12 protein-coding genes, 8 tRNA genes and 2 pseudogenes are annotated in these 17,700 nt (G+C 35.9%); 4 read left to right on the forward strand and 18 right to left on the reverse strand.

The features are described from left to right. Positions 1–65: 65 nt before the first annotated feature. Both ACTYBU_RS14590 and ACTYBU_RS14595 read left to right on the forward strand, forming a co-directional pair. Positions 66–1,229: a serine hydrolase domain-containing protein gene (locus ACTYBU_RS14590; RefSeq protein WP_445490847.1), complete on the forward strand. Its 1,164-nt coding sequence runs from the start codon at positions 66–68 to the stop codon at positions 1,227–1,229. Between the two features lie 76 nt (positions 1,230–1,305). Then, positions 1,306–2,511, forward strand: coding sequence for an MFS transporter (locus ACTYBU_RS14595; protein WP_445490849.1), 1,206 nt, complete (start codon positions 1,306–1,308; stop codon positions 2,509–2,511). Between the two features lie 411 nt (positions 2,512–2,922). Here ACTYBU_RS14595 and ACTYBU_RS14600 read toward each other — a convergent pair whose 3' ends face one another. The 3 genes and pseudogenes from ACTYBU_RS14600 to ACTYBU_RS14610 all read right to left on the reverse strand — a co-directional run bounded on the left by ACTYBU_RS14600 (position 2,923) and on the right by ACTYBU_RS14610 (position 6,148). Then, positions 2,923–3,246 (reverse strand): HNH endonuclease, encoded by a 324-nt coding sequence (locus tag ACTYBU_RS14600; RefSeq protein WP_445490850.1) that lies wholly within the window; start codon positions 3,244–3,246, stop codon positions 2,923–2,925. Positions 3,247–3,738: 492 nt separating this feature from the next. Beyond that, positions 3,739–4,047 (reverse strand): annotated as a pseudogene (locus tag ACTYBU_RS14605) (reverse transcriptase domain-containing protein); the annotation flags it as partial. Between the two features lie 889 nt (positions 4,048–4,936). After that, complete coding sequence (locus ACTYBU_RS14610; protein ID WP_445490852.1) at positions 4,937–6,148, reverse strand: MFS transporter; 1,212 nt, start codon at positions 6,146–6,148, stop codon at positions 4,937–4,939. A gap of 479 nt (positions 6,149–6,627) precedes the next feature. Here ACTYBU_RS14610 and ACTYBU_RS14615 point away from each other — a divergent pair, with 479 nt between their 5' ends. Further along, positions 6,628–7,284 (forward strand): Crp/Fnr family transcriptional regulator, encoded by a 657-nt coding sequence (locus ACTYBU_RS14615; protein ID WP_445490853.1) that lies wholly within the window; start codon positions 6,628–6,630, stop codon positions 7,282–7,284. Positions 7,285–7,663: 379 nt separating this feature from the next. On the opposite strand, the pseudogene ACTYBU_RS14620 reads toward ACTYBU_RS14615, so the two are convergent. From ACTYBU_RS14620 to sigW, 7 genes and pseudogenes are all read right to left on the reverse strand, one after another. Next, a pseudogene (locus ACTYBU_RS14620) lies at positions 7,664–7,900 on the reverse strand (heteromeric transposase endonuclease subunit TnsA); the annotation flags it as partial. A 153-nt stretch (positions 7,901–8,053) separates the two neighbouring features. Continuing rightward, entirely contained in the window at positions 8,054–9,856 is a 1,803-nt protein-coding gene (gene glmS, locus ACTYBU_RS14625; protein WP_445490855.1) for a glutamine--fructose-6-phosphate transaminase (isomerizing), read from the reverse strand. 505 nt (positions 9,857–10,361) lie between these two features. Next, on the reverse strand, positions 10,362–11,714 hold the full coding sequence (gene glmM, locus ACTYBU_RS14630) for a phosphoglucosamine mutase (RefSeq protein WP_445490856.1): 1,353 nt from the start codon (positions 11,712–11,714) through the stop codon (positions 10,362–10,364). A gap of 39 nt (positions 11,715–11,753) precedes the next feature. After that, on the reverse strand, positions 11,754–13,097 hold the full coding sequence (locus ACTYBU_RS14635) for a CdaR family protein (RefSeq protein ID WP_445490858.1): 1,344 nt from the start codon (positions 13,095–13,097) through the stop codon (positions 11,754–11,756). Then, complete coding sequence (gene cdaA / locus ACTYBU_RS14640; RefSeq protein WP_445490859.1) at positions 13,090–13,914, reverse strand: diadenylate cyclase CdaA; 825 nt, start codon at positions 13,912–13,914, stop codon at positions 13,090–13,092. Before cdaA ends, ACTYBU_RS14635 begins: the two co-directional genes overlap by 8 nt. A gap of 195 nt (positions 13,915–14,109) precedes the next feature. After that, positions 14,110–14,760 (reverse strand): zf-HC2 domain-containing protein, encoded by a 651-nt coding sequence (locus ACTYBU_RS14645; protein WP_445490860.1) that lies wholly within the window; start codon positions 14,758–14,760, stop codon positions 14,110–14,112. Positions 14,761–14,777: 17 nt separating this feature from the next. Next, positions 14,778–15,341, reverse strand: coding sequence for an RNA polymerase sigma factor SigW (gene sigW / locus ACTYBU_RS14650; RefSeq protein ID WP_445490862.1), 564 nt, complete (start codon positions 15,339–15,341; stop codon positions 14,778–14,780). Positions 15,342–15,649: 308 nt separating this feature from the next. On the opposite strand from sigW, the gene ACTYBU_RS14655 reads away from it, so the two are divergent. After that, positions 15,650–15,835, forward strand: a complete 186-nt coding sequence (locus ACTYBU_RS14655; protein WP_445490863.1) for an aspartyl-phosphate phosphatase Spo0E family protein — start codon at positions 15,650–15,652, stop codon at positions 15,833–15,835. Positions 15,836–16,296: 461 nt separating this feature from the next. On the opposite strand, the gene ACTYBU_RS14660 is transcribed toward ACTYBU_RS14655, so the two are convergent. From ACTYBU_RS14660 to ACTYBU_RS14695, 8 genes are all read right to left on the reverse strand, one after another. After that, positions 16,297–16,369 (reverse strand) — tRNA-Lys (locus tag ACTYBU_RS14660). 1 nt (position 16,370) lies between these two features. After that, positions 16,371–16,445 (reverse strand) — tRNA-Gln (locus ACTYBU_RS14665). Positions 16,446–16,487: 42 nt separating this feature from the next. Continuing rightward, positions 16,488–16,571 (reverse strand) — tRNA-Tyr (locus ACTYBU_RS14670). A 30-nt stretch (positions 16,572–16,601) separates the two neighbouring features. Further along, positions 16,602–16,677 (reverse strand) — tRNA-Thr (locus ACTYBU_RS14675). 107 nt (positions 16,678–16,784) lie between these two features. Then, positions 16,785–16,860, reverse strand: a tRNA-Val gene (locus tag ACTYBU_RS14680). Between the two features lie 4 nt (positions 16,861–16,864). Continuing rightward, a tRNA-Glu gene (locus tag ACTYBU_RS14685) sits at positions 16,865–16,939 on the reverse strand. Positions 16,940–17,491: 552 nt separating this feature from the next. Then, a tRNA-Thr gene (locus ACTYBU_RS14690) sits at positions 17,492–17,567 on the reverse strand. Between the two features lie 42 nt (positions 17,568–17,609). Next, positions 17,610–17,684, reverse strand: a tRNA-Asn gene (locus ACTYBU_RS14695). Between the last annotated feature and the right edge of the window lie 16 nt (positions 17,685–17,700).

Raw genomic sequence — 17,700 nt, forward strand, 5'->3', positions numbered from 1 at the left:
TAAAACATTTGTTGATTTCTATAAAATTAAGTTGTATTAAAAAAACAGATAAGGATGTGTTGTTCATGTTAATTACAGATAACGAAATTGTTAGTTTAAGCAAACGAGTGAATGATGTTATTAACAAAGCTATAGAAACCAATAAGATTGTTGGTACCGTTACTTTGATAAGCAAAGATGGTAAGCTCATCTACAGAAATGCAGCGGGATATGCTGATAGGGAAGAAAAAATTAAGATACATGAAGACTCGATATTTCGCATGGCCTCTGTAACTAAACCAATAGTTTCTGCAGCTGCTTTGATTCTAATATCCAAAGGAATTATTGGAATAGATGATCCGGTTACTAAATGGATTCCGGAATTCCAACCTTCATTAATTAATGGAGTTAAACCCAAAATAACTATAAAACATCTATTGACTCACACTGCTGGGTTAACATATGGCTTTCTGGAACCCGAAGGCGGAGGAGCTTACAAAAAGGCTGGTGTTTCCGACGGGATGGACCTTTCTGAAATTTCTTTAGAAGAAAATTTAAAGAGACTCTCCACAACACCATTATTATATGAGCCAGGAACAAACTGGGGGTACTCCATTGCCGTGGATGTCTTAGGAGCAGTTATAAGTAGGGCATATGGAAAGCCCTTGCCTGACTTAATTAAGAATCAGATTACAGATCCATTAAAAATGTTTAATACTTCATTTGAAGTTAAAGACCAGCAAAGATTAGTAACCCAATATGTTAGTGATTCCCCTATCCCTAGAAGAATGGGCGACAAAGAGATAGTGCCTGTATTTGAAGGAACAGCAGGTATACTATTTGAACCTGATCGTGTATTTGATAACACTGCTTTTCCTTCTGGTGGTTCTGGTATGAATGGAACGGCAGATGACTTTATGTCTTTTTTGGAAGAGTTAAGAGTAGGTACTAGACTACTTTCCAGTGATCTAAAGAAAGAGATGACAAAAATCCAAACTGGAGATTTATCATTAGCGAGTTGGCCTGGAAGGGGTTTTGGTTTAGGATTTACAATACTAAAGGATCCACGTGAGGCAAATACAAAAGAGTCAATTGGTACTTGGAGATTAGGAGGAGCTTACGGGCATTCTTGGTTTGTAGATCCAAAAGAAAAATTAACTGTAGTGTCCTTTACCAATACAGCCTTTGAGGGAATGTCAGGCCAATTCACAGTAGACTTATGTGACGCAGTTTATGGTGAATTAAAATAAGACAAAAATACTTTATTTCTAGGTTTCATTATCATGATACCTAGAAATAAAGTAAACAAGAAAGGATGGTAGAGATATGACCAATGTTACAAGTATTCCGCAAGATGTAACCACCGCTAACGATTCAGAGCACCTTCCTTGGAACGGTTTGATTATTTTAGCATTGGCTGGCTTTATTTGTATATTAACAGAAACAATTCCAGCTGGTTTGTTATTAGAAATAGGTAATGGACTGAAAATTACGGAATCTCTTGCTGGTCAACTTGTTACTGCTTACGCATTAGGTTCATTACTGGCGGCTATTCCTTTGACAATTGCAACTCAAGGATGGAGAAGAAAGCCGTTGCTTCTATTATGTATTCTCGGGTTTCTAATCTTTAATACGATTACAGCAGTTTCAACGAATTATATCTTAACTCTAATTGCAAGATTCCTCGCTGGTATAACTGCAGGTGTTCTTTGGGGTATTACGGCAGGCTATGCCCGACTTATGGTGACGGACGCTCTTAAAGGAAAAGCGATGGCGGTAGCTATGGTCGGAACACCTTTAGCCTTAGCTTTTGGAGTTCCCCTAGCCACATACTTTGGTTCTTTTATGGGATGGCGTTTCGTCTTTATATTAATGTCGTTAATAACATTAATATTAATTTTTTGGAGTATCTGGAAACTTCCCGATTTTTCTGGACAATCATCCGAAAATCGTTTGCCTATTATAAAAGTTTGGCTAACTCCAAAAGTAAGGCCCATTTTATTGATTGTATTAGCCTGGATATTATCCCATAATATACTCTACACTTATATTGCTCCATATTTATATCAATTTGGTTTATCAAACCAGTTGGATATAATCTTACTGACGTTTGGTGCCATGGCACTAATTGGTATTTGGATTGTTGGATTATTGATTGATAAAATGCTAAGAAGATTAGTATTGTTAAGCCTTTCGGGATTCGGTTTGGCCTCTTTAGTTCTCGGACTAGGGTTGGATATAGCTATAGTAATCTATATTTCCGTTGCAATATGGGGGTTAACATTTGGAGGAGCAGCAACACTTTTACAAACTGCAATTGCAAATGTCAGTGGAAATGGTTCAAATGTTGCTCAATCTATGCTTGTAACAACATGGAATCTTGGGATTGGTATGGGTAGTTTTGTTGGAGCTCTCCTAATGGAAACAATTGGTGTTCTTTCCTTCCCTTGGACAATAGCTTTATTATTATTATTAGCTTTCCTAGTTGCTTTTAGTGGCATTGAAAAAACACAAGTTAGTAAAAATCAATAATTGTAAAAAGAACACACTCTTTTCTAAAGTTTGTGTTCTTTTGTTAGCTTAAATTTATGTCTATATTTGTTAAGAGCCTACACCAATTAGTAAAGCTCTTATTGTAAAGTGACAATAAAGTTATTTAATTTTAAAATCTCAAACAAGCATAACCCCGTTCAAATTTTAGGACGGGGTTAAAATATTGTTGTTTAATTTTTGATGTAAGATACTTCACTTTACTTAAACATATAACAATAAAGTCGTTTAAATCTATATGTTACTCCAAATAGTTAGCAATAGGTAAGCGTTTGATGTTATCTCCGGCTTTTCCCCTGCTCCGCACGGAACATGATAATTTCCCATCATTCCGCGTTCCATCTAGCGATAGTTTTATTGATTATAAGTTTCAAGTTACTCATATTAATTGGGTTATTCAATTCGTTCTAATTCACATTTCCCCCGATATTTATTGACTTTCTCAAGCATCGGTTGAGTGATATCCAAGTTCTTTATAATTGTATTTATCTTCATTGTATCCGTCATATGGATTAATTTATGAACATCTTTATGTAGGATGCGTAAGTTATTAAACTTGTCGTTTCCACCTAGATGTAAAGGTATATAGTGGTGACAATGCACTTCCTGTGCTTGTAAGAATAAACCTGTAATTTCACAGTTTCCTTTTTTCATACTATATCGACTTATTCGGTTGTCCATATATTCGACACTGCGTGTCAAGATAGTCGATTCCATCAGTAAGGTTATTTCTTGCTGGATATTTTTGTGCAGATTTTTGTAGATTTGCACTCGACCTTCCATTGTGAATGGTGTTAGACTTTGAGTAAAGCAAATAGTATTCTTCGTCTGAACATTCGATAGAGGATAAAGATAAATACCAGCAATTTTAAATGTCTTACATCCCAAACTATAAAATTTCTTATAAGTTGGGGGTGGATTCATTGGATGCGAATATTTCCCAATAGACCTGAGACGGTTGTACATCCTTGCACTAATGTCATAGGTAAGACGTGAGAACGCTAAGTTGACGTGTGTAGCTCTATTAAAGTAATTATGTAACCCTAAAACAAAACTATTGAAACGTATAGCATTTTGAATTGTTGGTGAAGAACGAAGTTGTTTCACTCGTTTTCTTTCTTCAGCTTTTATCTTCTGTATCTTTTCGGCTCGAACGTAAGTGTGAGCCACTCGCTTTTTACCTTTACGATTCGCACGTATAGTAAAACCAAGAAAGGCAGATTCATGTTTACGTATGTTGATAATCTTCGATTTTTCTGGCGAAATATCAAGTTTTAGCCGTTCTTTCAGAAATAGCTTAACAGCATAAAACCACTTTTCAGCAGTTTTTGCATCACGACAAAGAATTTTAAAGTCATCAGCATAACGAATTAAATATCCTTCTTTTAGTTGGGTACGCTTTTTGGCGAGTAGTTGACCTTCTCTTGTCTTGAATGGTTTATGTAGTGGAAACCATTCCCATTGCTTGGCTACCCATTGATCTAATTCATTTAAAACAATATTTGATAAAAGCGGAGAGAGTAATCCACCTTATGCAAAGTAATCAACTAAAACCTCGCGGTTACGGGATTTCAGTACGATTTACTTTGCATAATATTTTGGTTATCCTTTGAGATACGCTCATATTTTCACCATTAACACATTCGGAGTTCGTCTCTTACGCATTCGTGGCGTTGAAACACTATAAATTGTTCAGCCCTTCATGAATAATCTTCATTACTATGGCTTCTGCTGACTTCTTGCGATTAACCTTTTTCGACTGTACTTTTAGTACATCCGCAAGACCTCCCAGGGTAAGACATCTATCTTTCCTCTTTTACTCGCCTGATTTACTTCATAAAGTTACGCACATCTTTTGGACTTTGACTTGTTTGGGAGCCTCATCCCTTTATAAAGCCTTAGTATCAGATTTCTGTTCGTCAAGTCAAGATTTTATTCCACGCTTCCTCCAGCCCTCACCTCACGATGAGTACCTTGCGCTTCCTTAGTGGTTGGTCGATGTGTACCCCAACAGCGGACTTTCACCGCCTAGATAGTTGCCATGCCTGACACTAAGAAAAAGACTGGAGCCGTAATGGATCCAGCCTGGATTTGTATTGATTTTATGATTGAAAAACCGATTGAATACGTATCGGAACTGCCCGCTGCACTTCCCACTTCCTTTGCCGTTTGGATACCAACTATTTAGCAGTAGGTACCGACTTTTTAGCTTAGGGAAGAGGAAAGAGGCAGAGAGATATATTAGAATGAAGAATAATGATATAAGAAGTTAGAAAGATCAAATAATTTAAGTCTCTTAATCTCATTGTCCATCATCTAATTGCCCCCACAACGGTGATACTTTAATGCTTTGGGGAACAGGCACACACTTTCTATCATCTAAATTTATCAATTAAGTCTAATTCGTTTATAGTACCTCACTCTTATTCATCTTAATTTTATTTGCCTTATTCATATTTAGTGAAATTTTCTTATTAGTATAATATAAAGCAGCACAAACAAGAGGAATGACTCCTGCGACGATGTATAGACTCCTAAAAGAAGTGAGAGATTTTAAAATACCCATAAGATAGGGACCAACACCTAATCCTAAATCTAAACCAATAAAGTAAGTAGATAAGGCAATTCCAATTTTGTGTTCGTTAACTAGTTTAAGACAAACGGCTTGACCATTTGACATAAATGTACCATAGCCTAAACCGACTAATGCGCCAGAGATTAACAACATCGTACTGTTAGTAGTTATGCTTAATATAAATAAACCCGCTGTCAAGAAGTAATAGCTAGGGTACATTACATACTGCTCACCTTTTAAATCAAAAATCCGACCTGTCAAAGGACGAGTGAACGTAATTACTAATGCATATACCACAAAGAAAAAAGATCCTGCTGTGACGAGATGAATCACTTTAGTATACGAAGACAAGAATGCTAGCACACTAGAATAAGAAAGGCCCATTAGAAAGGCGATACCTGCTATAAATAGAGCTTTTTTTTCTATAAAGCTATGAATACTCCAAGAGTTTAATTGAGCTTTTTGTACTTCTGATAACTGAATATTTTTGACGGGAAATATAAAGCAAGAAAGAGTCACTAAAGCAATTAAAACAATGGAAAACCAAATAATAAAAATGAAGTTTGTCATATTCAGCAAAATCATTCCAATGAAAGGTCCAATAGCCGCAGCCAAGCTTGTGCTTAATCCATAATAGTTTATTCCTTCCCCTTTTTTCGCTTCAGGAATATATGCTGTAACGATAGCATTGGTTGCCGTAGAGATTACTCCATATCCGAAGCCGTTTAAAAGGCGAACTATATACAAAATATGGATAGTGGGAGTAAATAAATAGGCGATCGTTGTAAAAAGATAAAAAATTGCTCCACCGCGTAAAACGATTTTTCTCCCAAATAGTTCTAACTGTTTCCCCATAATTAAGCGAGCTAGCAATGTTCCAATAATATATATTCCTGAAGCAAATCCAGCTTCACTTAAAGTAGCATGTAAATTATCTTGAGCAATTACTGCGATGATAACCATCAAAAGATAATAGACTAAGTAGACAATAAAATTAATTAATGTAATTCCGATAAAATGTTTATTAAAAAGTTTCTGTTCCATGTAGTTTTCCTATCTCCTTAATTTAATAAGCTTTTAATTCCTCGATTTGTACTTCTACATTGTGATAATTTTAGGGGTAGCTATCTAATAATTGTTCAATAAATAGATTACGTGTGGACATGAATAAGTACAGAAATTCCTTACAGTCTTGATTTGGTTTACTTCCCATTATTCTTACCAATTCTATTGATTCTTTGTGAGCATCATTCAAAAATACGAACGATACTTTCCTATTGAATCTTGTTTGGAATGCTGTTTCTAGTCGATTAATAATTGCATTAATTCAAAAATTCATGTTCAATCGCCTTCTTTATATAGGATTACAAAGGAAGTATAACAAATATGTAGAATGTTAAAAAATGCAATGGTAATATATTTACGTACATAACAAATGTTAATATCATTTGTAAATTACTACGTATAAAAAAATTCTGATTTTGATATATTTTCAATATCTAATAATTGATGGGGGGGGTTTTTTGGATAATAGCGTGTTAAAGGAATATGTTGAAAAAAATCATTTACCAATTGTCCAAAAGGGTTATCATAAGTATTTAACCTTTGAAGGTGTAGAGGATTGTTATACTTATATTTTGAAGAGTGGTGTTGTAAAGGCAAGTGTAATTTCTAATGATGGTCGCGAATTTAATCTTAGATACATTACAGATCTTGAAATTGTTTCTATATTAAGGGATGAGTATTCACAATTTATTGATTCACCTTACAATATCCGAGTTGAATCAGAGACAGCTGAATTTTATCGAATTAATCGTGTAAAGTTTTGGAAGGATATTAATAAGAGCCCAGAATTCCAACGTTACGTAAAAGATTTCTATAGATACCGTTTACTTTATGTTATGAAGAAAATGCAACAGATGTTGTTAAATGGTAAATTGGGTGCTGTCTGTACACAGCTTTACGATTTGTATGATCATTTTGGTGTTCGAACACCTGATGGAATAATGATTGATTTTCCAGTTACGAATGAAGAAATTGCAAAGTTCTGCGGCATATCAACAGCAAGTAGTGTTAGCAGAATTTTAAAACAATTGAAGCAAAATGGCATTATAACGATTAAAAATCATCGAGTATTTATTACTAACATGGAACTATTAGAGGACAATATTATATTTTGATTTCCTACTCTCACTCTAATATTTTGAATAAATACGCAAAAAAAAGATTTAATTTCTTAATATCAAGGTTCTCCCTAATTTCATATGAATTCCGTGCCCCCGTGTTACTAACATGGGGTCCTTTCTTTTTTATACGGATTCTGGAGCATGACCTTCACCACGGTAATACTTTAATGCGCTGGGAGAACATTAAACTCTAGGTCATTAATTTCTTGTAATGTTATGGTGGAATTTGGGTTTATTTTGTAGAATATTAGATGTAGATACGCTTCTGCTTTGTCCCTATAAACTTTTGGTCACAATGACACCCCGAAAAAATTGCATACATAATGGTTTCGCCCGCTTCTCTTTCCCGATTCCATCCAGTTTGTAAATCGCCTTGTTCTCGAATACCAACAATAAAATCTGAAAATTCAGTTAAATAAAAGTAGTTTCGTTCCAAATCTGATAAAAATTCATGTTGTCTATTCGTTTTAATGCCTTTCAATCTCGTTGACCGACCTGATGAAGAAACGTCTTGAATTTTTAACCACGGCTGATAGTCTGCTCCAATACCTGTGCCACGGCCTTCTTTAACCCATTTGTCAATTTTAGATGCTCTTGATCTTTTGGACATAAAAACACCCCTTTAGACAACTATAATCTAAAGGGGCAAAGCTTCGCAACTTTTTTATAAACGTCGCGACTTTATTTTAAACATCGTATCTTTTTTATAAACATCGCGACTTTATTTTAAATCAACAATACAATAATACTTTACAATCAATACTTACTCCACCGTAACCGACTTAGCCAAATTACGTGGTTTATCTACGTCACAGCCTCTATGAAGTGCTGCGTAGTAGGCAATTAATTGTAATGGTAACACAGAGATTAGGGGTGTCAACAACTCGTGCACTGCTGGTACGATAAAGCGGTCGTCTTCCATTTCTAAGCCTTTCATGGAAATAATGCATGGGTTTGCCCCACGCGCAACCACTTCTTTTACGTTTCCGCGTATGCTTAAGTTTACATTCTCCTGTGTTGCTAATGCGATAATAGGTGTGCCATCTTCAATTAAAGCAATGGTTCCATGCTTCAATTCGCCACCTGCGAAACCTTCTGCTTGAATATAAGAAATTTCTTTTAATTTTAAAGAGCCTTCCAGGCCAACATAGAAGTCAATACCACGGCCAATAAAGAATGCATTGCGAGTAGTATCTAAATACTCTCTTGCTATTGTTTCCAGTTCTTCTTTTTCTTCAAAAATAACTTCCATTGCATTAGCAATGATTCCCAACTCATGAATCAAATCAAAGTCGTAATCATACCCTTTGCTTTTCGCAACAACTTCTGCAAGGATGGACAGAACAGCCATTTGCGCCGTATATGCTTTTGTAGATGCAACCGCAATTTCAGGCCCAGCATACAATAATAGGGTGTGGTCTGCTTCACGTGATAACGTGGAACCAGGGACATTTGTAATCGTAATGGTTGGATGCCCAAGCTTCTTTACATGCACTAATACGGATCTGCTGTCTGCTGTTTCTCCACTTTGTGTGATAAAGATAAACAATGGTTTTTCAGAAAGAAGCGGCATATTATAGCCAAACTCACTTGCAACATGCACTTCAACTGGAATCTTCGCCAGTTTTTCGATAAACTGTTTTCCTAGCAATCCTGCATGATAGGAAGTTCCTGCAGCAATAATATATAAACGATCTGCATCCTTTACCGCTTTAACAATAGCAGGATCTACTGTCAACTTACCTTCTTCGTCTTGGTATTCTTGTATGATTTTGCGAATCGCTACAGGCTGTTCATCTATTTCCTTTAGCATATAATGAGGATATGTTCCTTTTTCAATATCACTGGCATCTAACTCCGCAGTGTATGCTTCTCGGGAAATAACCTCACCTTCCAACGTTTCAATGATCACTTCGTTTTTTGTTACAAGGACAATTTCTTTATCTACAAGTTCTACGTACTTATTCGTTACTTGCAGCATAGCCATTGCGTCGCTTGCAACGACATTAAAGTCTTCGCCTAATCCAACTAAAAGTGGGCTTTTATTTTTTGCAACATAAATAACATCCTTATTTTGCTCATCCAGCAATGCAATCGCATAAGATCCTTTTAATAACTTCAGCGTTTGTACAAAGGCTGCTTTCACATCATTGCCCTCTTCCACAAAATGCTCAATTAACTGGATAACTACTTCGGTATCTGTATCACTTTTTAATGTTGCTTCTGGAAGATATTCTTTTTTTAGTAGATCATAATTTTCAATTACACCATTGTGAACAATAGTGAAACGCTCTGATGCACTTTTATGCGGGTGAGCATTTAATTGACTCGGCACTCCATGAGTTGCCCAGCGTGTATGGCCAATTCCTGTTGGCGCGAATACATTCTCATCTACAATATTTCGTAAATCTGCAATGCGCCCTTTTTCTTTAAACACTTGAACGCCTTCATTATTGCTTAAAGCGATGCCCGCAGAATCATACCCTCTATATTCAAGCTTCTCCAGCCCTTTTAATAAAATCTCTTTTGAATCCAGGTTTCCAATATAACCAACTATTCCGCACATACTTCTTTTCCTCCGTTCTAGGGAAGCAAGAAGCCTGTTTTAGGGGCCTATACTTGCTCCCCTATCTCTGTAATTTTTTATACTTGTTATTAGCATGCCCTTCTCTTTGTGCATTAAGTTGCCTTAATGTTTTAAAGAAGAACCTACGATTGGCTAATGCAACCGGGAGGCATCCGCCGAAAAATCGATAAACCTCCTCCTCGTCAACTAGTCTTGTATCGTCCATGACTAGTCCAGGCGCTTTATTCCATTTACACCAACCTCTATCCCCCTTGAAAAAAATAGCTCTTTTTTACAAAAGCAAGTTAATCATACCTTACATGCAAACATTCCGTCAAATACTATGTGTCATATCGAAATGCATCCCTGGTGGTATATTAATCCCCAAAATTTTTCAAAAATAATAGGGTGAGGAAAACTGATGCTCAGCATTTCCTTCACCCTATAATGTATGCAAATGTTCTTTTTGTGTGCAAGCTAACATCGTTTTAACATGCACAGCTATCTATTCTTCTTTCAGTCCCATTTCTTTTTGAACTACTTCTCCAATGACATTTACGTACGCATCACATAAGTCTTTTGTTGGGGCTTCAGCCATAATGCGGACAAGCGGCTCTGTTCCAGAAGGACGAACTAATATTCTACCATTTCCATTCATTTCTTGCTCTACTTTTGTAATAACTTCTTTCACCTTTTCATTATCTGTTACATGATGCTTATCCGTAACTTTAATATTTACAAGCTTTTGCGGGAATTTTTTCATTTCACCAGCAAGCTCGGATAGCGGTTTTTTTGTAGCTTTCATGATATTCACAAGCTGCAATCCCGTTAATAATCCATCCCCTGTAGTATTATAATCGAGAAAAATAATATGGCCTGACTGTTCACCGCCAAGATTATATCCATTTTTCCGCATTTCTTCCACCACATAGCGGTCGCCGACTGCAGTTGGAATACTTGCGATTTGATGAGCTTCCAGCGCTTTGTAAAAACCTAAATTGCTCATCACAGTAGAAACAACCGTATTTTGCTTTAAACGACTTGATTCTTTCATATATTTTGCACAAATATACATAATTTGATCGCCGTCTACTGTTTCACCCTTTTCATCAATGGCAATCAACCTGTCTCCATCTCCATCAAAAGCAAGACCAACATCCGCTGCTTTTTCTTTCACATATGCTGCCAGTGCCTCTGGATGAGTGGAACCGACACCATCATTTATATTCAACCCGTTAGGAGATGCGCCCATAGTAGAAATATCAGCATCCAAATCTGCAAATAAGTGCATTGCTAATGAAGAGGTAGCACCATTCGCACAATCTAGCGCAATATGAATATCAGTAAAATCTTCATCGACTGTTTGTTTTAAAAATTGAAGGTATTTTTGCCCGCCTTCAAAATAGTCGTCCACATGTCCTAAATCTGCTCCAACCGGTCTTGGAAGAGAATCGTTTTCTTCATCTATTAATGCTTCGATCTCCAATTCCTGTTCATCCGACAGTTTAAAACCATCTGGACCAAAGAATTTAATTCCGTTATCAGCAACAGGGTTATGTGACGCCGAAATCATCACACCAGCCTGCGCTCCTAAAACTTTAGTCAAATAAGATACTCCAGGTGTTGAGATAACGCCTAAACGCATTACTTCAGCACCAATTGAAAGTAAACCAGCCACAAGAGCACCTTCCAGCATATGACCAGATATACGAGTATCACGGCCAATTAATACCTTTGGCCGGTCTTTATCTTTTGTTAAGACAAAACCGCCACATCTTCCAAGCTTAAATGCTATTTCCGGCGTAAGTTCACTGTTTGCAATTCCTCGTACTCCGTCCGTACCGAAATATTTACCCATCTAAATAATCGCTCCTTCTAACTATAATAAAACCTGTTCTCAAGTTTCCTTTTGAGTAATTGAAACACTAGCTGTCTCTTTTCCAAGCTCCCAGCTTGTTTCCTCTGGACCATTAACACTTATTTGCACTTCATGTTCCCCTTCTTCCAAACCAGCAACATCGACATAAACAGAAAAATCAGATGCCTTTATTCCATTTAGAATGGAATCTTTCGCTGTGACCTCTATATCAGTACGAGAATTCTTAGGAGAAGCAATCGTACCTTCAAGATTTTTTCCTAATCCTTGTATGCTAATAGGAACATTTGACAATGTTTTTGTACTTGTCTGTTCAGATGTAGAGGTCTCTGTTGAGTCTGTATCTGGAACTGTGCTTGTATCTGTATCAGCTGCTGTTTCATCTGATGAATTGTCGTTGTTTTCTTTTGCGATGGTAAGTTTAACAGTTGCATTAACTAATTCAGGTTCAACAGATGTAATGCCATTTGAAATGATAATTGGCAGGGACAATGTTTCATCTTTATTAACTTTACTTAAGTCAATCTCAACTCTTACATTTTCAGTATCCTTCAACACATTTTCAGGCCCTGAAATGGTAGCCTCTTTCGTATCCAATGTGATCGAATCAATCGTTATATTCGAAGGGGGAGATCCTTTTTCCACTATATTGATCGGTACTTTTTTACTTACTCTTTTAACAGGTATCGATACATTAACTGTTTCCGGTTCCACTTGTACATCCAATTTATTTAAACTACTGTCTAAAACAGATATTTTTGCTTCCTGTTCAATAGATTGCGATGTAGAGCCATCTAGTGCTACATTTGCTTTAACATATGCTATTTTATCCATTTCATCCTTTGCTCCAGTTACTTTTACAGTGCTAGGATTTACCGTTGCTGCTCCTGCGGAATAGCCATCAGCAATTGTTTTATTGCTATATTCTGCTTCTACTTTGAATTCTTTTGTTACTTTTTCTTTCACGGCGACTTCCACTTTGCTTGGATCAATTTTTGCAGTTAATTTATCGGATAAGTTTTTAATGAGCAAGCGCGCCTCTTTTGATCCAATCTTCGCATTTGCCAAATTAACATACACTTCAAAGTCCTTTTTTTGTTTTGCCACCTGCAAAATACTTGTTGGTCCAGCCAACGTAACATCTACTGTTTTAGGCACTCCTGTTACGACTATATTTTCTGTGTCATAATATACCTTTACCGGAACGTTCTCAACAACTACTGTACCATCATCTCCCGGCACATTTATATCACTTGATTCTTTATTCGGATCATAAACAGAGGAAAATAATAAAAGCGCCAATGCAAAGGTTATTATTTTCATAAATAAATTACTATCTATAATCTTATCAAATAGTTTATTCATTTTTCTTCCCCTTCCAACTCCATTTAACGGAAGAAGCCTGCTTGGTAGATGGTATAATCAATGCGCTTGCTAGCATCTCTTTAAAAGCTTCAAGCTTTAAATCTCGATGAAGCTCCCCATTTTTCGTAATGGATATAGCACCTGTTTCTTCGGATACTACCAGCGTTATACTATCAGTCACTTCACTTATTCCTAATGCCGCCCGATGCCTTGTACCAAGTTCTTTCGAAATAAAGGGACTTTCTGATAGAGGAAGATAACAAGCAGCCGCTGCTATATTCGCTCTTTGTATCACAACTGCCCCATCATGCAAAGGAGTATTGGGAATAAAAATATTTATTAGCAGCTCTGACGATATTTTTGAATCTAAAGAAATACCCGTTTCAATATAATCACTCATACCAGTTTCTCTTTCAATTGATATAAGCGCTCCAATTCTTCTTTTTGCCATATAATCAACTGCTTTTACAATTGCTTCGATAATATATTCCTGTCTTTCTTCCTCCTGCATGCCGCTTCTGGAGAAAAACTTCCCTCTCCCTAACTGCTCAAGCGCTCGCCTTAACTCTGGCTGGAATATAATAATTATGGCTAGTGCCCCCCAATAGATGACCTGCTCCATCATCCAGCCTAATGTTTGTAATTGAAAATAATCACTTAATAACTTCACAATCAGAATGACAAAAATTCCTTTTAAGAGTTGGACAGCCTTTGTTCCTCTTATAATCATTATTATTTTATAGATGACATACCACACAAGGAGAATGTCTACTGTATTCGCTAAATATTTTAAAAAAGGGAAATCTGCTAACGACATTTTCCTTCCTCCAAAGTATATATTTCAAAAGTAATATTTGTTTTTAACCTACAATTATCATATTATATCATAATTCGTTTTAATACCAATTTAGATAAACTTCTCCTATACAGATCCAATACTTTCCTTATTAAATGGCTTTTTTTACTTCAATAAATAAGCTAGGGTTATAACATAACGAAAAGCTCCCTACAATTATAATGCAGGGAGGCTGCCTTTTTTGTTTTGGTTACTACTTGTAAACACACTGATTACCTCTGAGAAAGTTTTTTTCATGTGATACCATAGCCAATCAAATACTTCATTTACCTCTTTTATTTCTCCACTTACTTGGTCAGCAGATGCCATGTATTTTTTCCCGTTTATTACGGTTACATCACCCTCAACTTGTCCCTCTATTTTTATATTGCCATTTCGAACAATAATATCACCCTTGACTACTTTACCTTCCGGAACAATAGCTGTATCATTTTGAACTACCAAATTTTCTTGTTTTGATACAGAAAATTGGTGATCTTCATTCCATGCAGATAGTAAACTGGATATCATTAAAATGATAAACAACGATGCAGCTGCTAAAAGCGGATGATGTCTTACCCATCTTTTAAATGTTGCACGCTTTTGTTCTTTCGGCAGCAAGGCCATTACATTTTCCGTAAAATGGACTGGTGCTTGTATATGTGATGTGCTTTGTACTAAAGCAATTGTTTTCTTTAATTCGTGAAAATGAATGGAGCAGCTTTTACAATCCTGCAGATGTTTTTTTAACTCCTCTTTATGGATAAACTCCATTTCATCATCGAGGTACTCATGCATATATTCAATGATTCTTGTTGGACAAGTCATCTATTTCACCTTCTTTATCAGACATAGCGTAATTGTTTTCTTAATGCTTCTCTTCCCCTGTGAATCCGTGTCTTTACTGTTCCTAATGGTAGTTCTAGGATCTCACTAATTTCATTTAAAGAAAGTTCTTCAATATATTTTAATACGATAACTGCTCGATATTTATCAGGTAATTTCGAGATCTCCGTCTGTATTAAAGCTTGCAACTCCAAACTTTCCACATCATCCTCTGGCAATCTTGTATCAGCCGATATTTGTGAATACATATTCAAGCCTTCTGTACCTGGAACTTCTGCATCAAGATAATAATCCGGTTTTTTCTTCCTTATACGATCAATACAAAGATTTGTAGCAATACGATACAGCCACGTTGAAAATTTTAAATCTATGTTAAACCTGTGTATATTAACATATGCTCGAATAAAAGCTTCCTGTGCCATATCCTCTGCTTCATGTCTATTGCCCAGCATTCGATAACAAATCTGATATACCTTGTCTTTATAAATTTCTATAATTTCGCCAAAGGCATTCTGATCTCCTTTTAATACTTGCTTTATCCTTTTTTTCACTAATGTTTCCATCTATTTTACCTCCGCCCTAAATGCGGCTAATCGATAGTACGTATCGATAGCGGAAAAGGTTTCATTTTAATGCCTGTTTTATATAAAATATTTATGTATTTTTGATAATGTTGTATTTTCTCACCAATAGAGAAATTTTTTAAAAAATATATGTTTTTTCACTTTTTTTGGTATACTTGTTATTATTTTAACAAATTATGACACATAATGTTTAAAAATTTTATTTTTGGTTATAAAAAAACTAATAATATGCTAAAATCAAGAAAATTAAATATTAAAAAATAATGAACGGATTGAGGGTGTTACTGATGTCTGAAAAAAATTTACTCCAAAACATTGAAGAACATCGTGAGAAAATGGTTTATCTTGCAAACCTAACATCTTTTTCGCACCCTAGAGTTATTGATATAAGCATAAAGCTAGATCAGTTATTAAATAAATACGACAGCTTTCTACGATCAAAATGCAATCAAACAAACAGAGTTAAAATTTGAACATAGATAATGTTGAAAAAGGTATCCAATTAGTTCACACCTTCCTATTTATTTACATAGGATAAACTGTTTTTCGGACTAGGATACCCTTTACTATTATACAGTTGCTCGGATGTATACACATAAGTTATGTTCAAAGCCTCAGCAGCCTCATCGCCTATACCATTCCTCCCATTACGGACATTTATCTGCAGCAATATTATATGGCTTTTCCAAAACGCTTCTTCTTATTCCCCCCTTTTTGACATCTCTGTACACCTCTATGACTGTTCACAAAAAACAACGCTTTATTCCACCTAGTTCTTCATTATACAAAAATTGAATGACTTGCTTCATTTGAGTTTAGCAGCATCGAGAATTTGTATATTCCATACTGGAAGCTAAATCTTCGTACATAAACATTTCAGCAAACTATTTATAAGCACTAAAAAAACCAAACACATATGTGTTTGGTTTTTAGATGAGCCATGGAGGATTCGAACCTCCGACCCTCTGATTAAAAGTCAGATGCTCTACCAACTGAGCTAATGGCTCTTGGCTGGGCTAGCTGGATTCGAACCAACGAGTGACGGAGTCAAAGTCCGTTGCCTTACCGCTTGGCTATAGCCCAATAAAAAATAAAAGGACATATCCATGTTGTCCAATTTTCAAATGGTGGAGGGGGACGGATTCGAACCGCCGAACCCGAAGGAGCGGATTTACAGTCCGCCGCGTTTAGCCACTTCGCTACCCCTCCGATATTAAAAATCCAATCTAACTCAGTAAATGGTGCCGGCGAGAGGACTTGAACCCCCAACCTACTGATTACAAGTCAGTTGCTCTACCAATTGAGCTACACCGGCAAATTCATATATCATATTTTCTTCTTTTCAAGAAAATATTATTCATCTTGTTATTAAGCAATATCGTGTGATAAAATCGACTAGTCTTGTCTATTTTACAAATATTATGGTGGAGGATGACGGGATCGAACCGCCGACCCTCTGCTTGTAAGGCAGATGCTCTCCCAGCTGAGCTAATCCTCCATATTGGTGACCCATACGGGATTCGAACCCGTGTTACCGCCGTGAAAGGGCGGTGTCTTAACCGCTTGACCAATGGGCCGTGTGTTTTTTCGTTTATCTCCCAACTGACAAGATTTATTATATAAAAAACTGATTGGGTTGTAAAGCAAAAATAAAAAGTTTAAATTTTCAGATTTCAAGAAAAAAATAACCTATCTTTTTTATAACTTCCCCCATAGAATAATCAAAGCTTTATCAAAGAAATCGTAGCGTTTAGGAATAAGACACTTTTTTTCTATTTTATTAATAATAACTTTATTTAGCCTTTTCATTTATTTTTCCTAACGCAAAATACTATATATTACCACTAAATTAACGATAATACTTTTTAATAGCCTCAGTTTTCTCCTAAAGTTCTGAAAATCGATTGCTGCTATTATTCCTCATCTAGCAAAAATACTAGGTGGATCTAAAGCCTAATTTATCAGAATATCTTATATACGCAAGAAAAAGCACAGATTGATGAGAAATAGTAAAGATTGAATTTATTAGAAGTAAAAATAAACAAAAAAGGATATGGATGTCCCTTATTTTAGACAATAAAAAAAGCTTTTCACATTCTCGTGAAAGCTTGAAGTATCAGTAATTATTATGGAGCTTCCAACCGGGCTCGAACCGGTGACCTCTTCCTTACCATGGAAGTGCTCTACCTGCTGAGCTATGGAAGCACTTTGCTAACATATCATTAAAAAATTTTTTAAATATAAAAATGGCTCCGCAGGTAGGATTCGAACCTACGACCGTTCGGTTAACAGCCGAATGCTCTACCACTGAGCTACTGCGGAATAAAATAAATATGTA

Source organism: Niallia sp. 03133, from assembly GCF_052663225.1.

Bases quoted from the DNA above. Each gene is read 5' to 3' on its own strand.
- cdaA (WP_445490859.1), bottom strand. From the start codon at position 13,914: ATGTCGTTAGCAGATTTCCCTTTTTTAAAATATTTAGCGAATACAGTA.
- sigW (WP_445490862.1), bottom strand. From the start codon at position 15,341: ATGGAAACATTAGTGAAAAAAAGGATAAAGCAAGTATTAAAAGGAGAT.
- ACTYBU_RS14595 (WP_445490849.1), top strand. From the start codon at position 1,306: ATGACCAATGTTACAAGTATTCCGCAAGATGTAACCACCGCTAACGAT.
- ACTYBU_RS14600 (WP_445490850.1), bottom strand. From the start codon at position 3,246: ATGGAATCGACTATCTTGACACGCAGTGTCGAATATATGGACAACCGA.
- glmM (WP_445490856.1), bottom strand. From the start codon at position 11,714: ATGGGTAAATATTTCGGTACGGACGGAGTACGAGGAATTGCAAACAGT.
- ACTYBU_RS14610 (WP_445490852.1), bottom strand. From the start codon at position 6,148: ATGGAACAGAAACTTTTTAATAAACATTTTATCGGAATTACATTAATT.
- ACTYBU_RS14635 (WP_445490858.1), bottom strand. From the start codon at position 13,097: ATGAATAAACTATTTGATAAGATTATAGATAGTAATTTATTTATGAAA.
- ACTYBU_RS14590 (WP_445490847.1), top strand. From the start codon at position 66: ATGTTAATTACAGATAACGAAATTGTTAGTTTAAGCAAACGAGTGAAT.
- ACTYBU_RS14645 (WP_445490860.1), bottom strand. From the start codon at position 14,760: ATGACTTGTCCAACAAGAATCATTGAATATATGCATGAGTACCTCGAT.
- glmS (WP_445490855.1), bottom strand. From the start codon at position 9,856: ATGTGCGGAATAGTTGGTTATATTGGAAACCTGGATTCAAAAGAGATT.
- ACTYBU_RS14655 (WP_445490863.1), top strand. From the start codon at position 15,650: ATGTCTGAAAAAAATTTACTCCAAAACATTGAAGAACATCGTGAGAAA.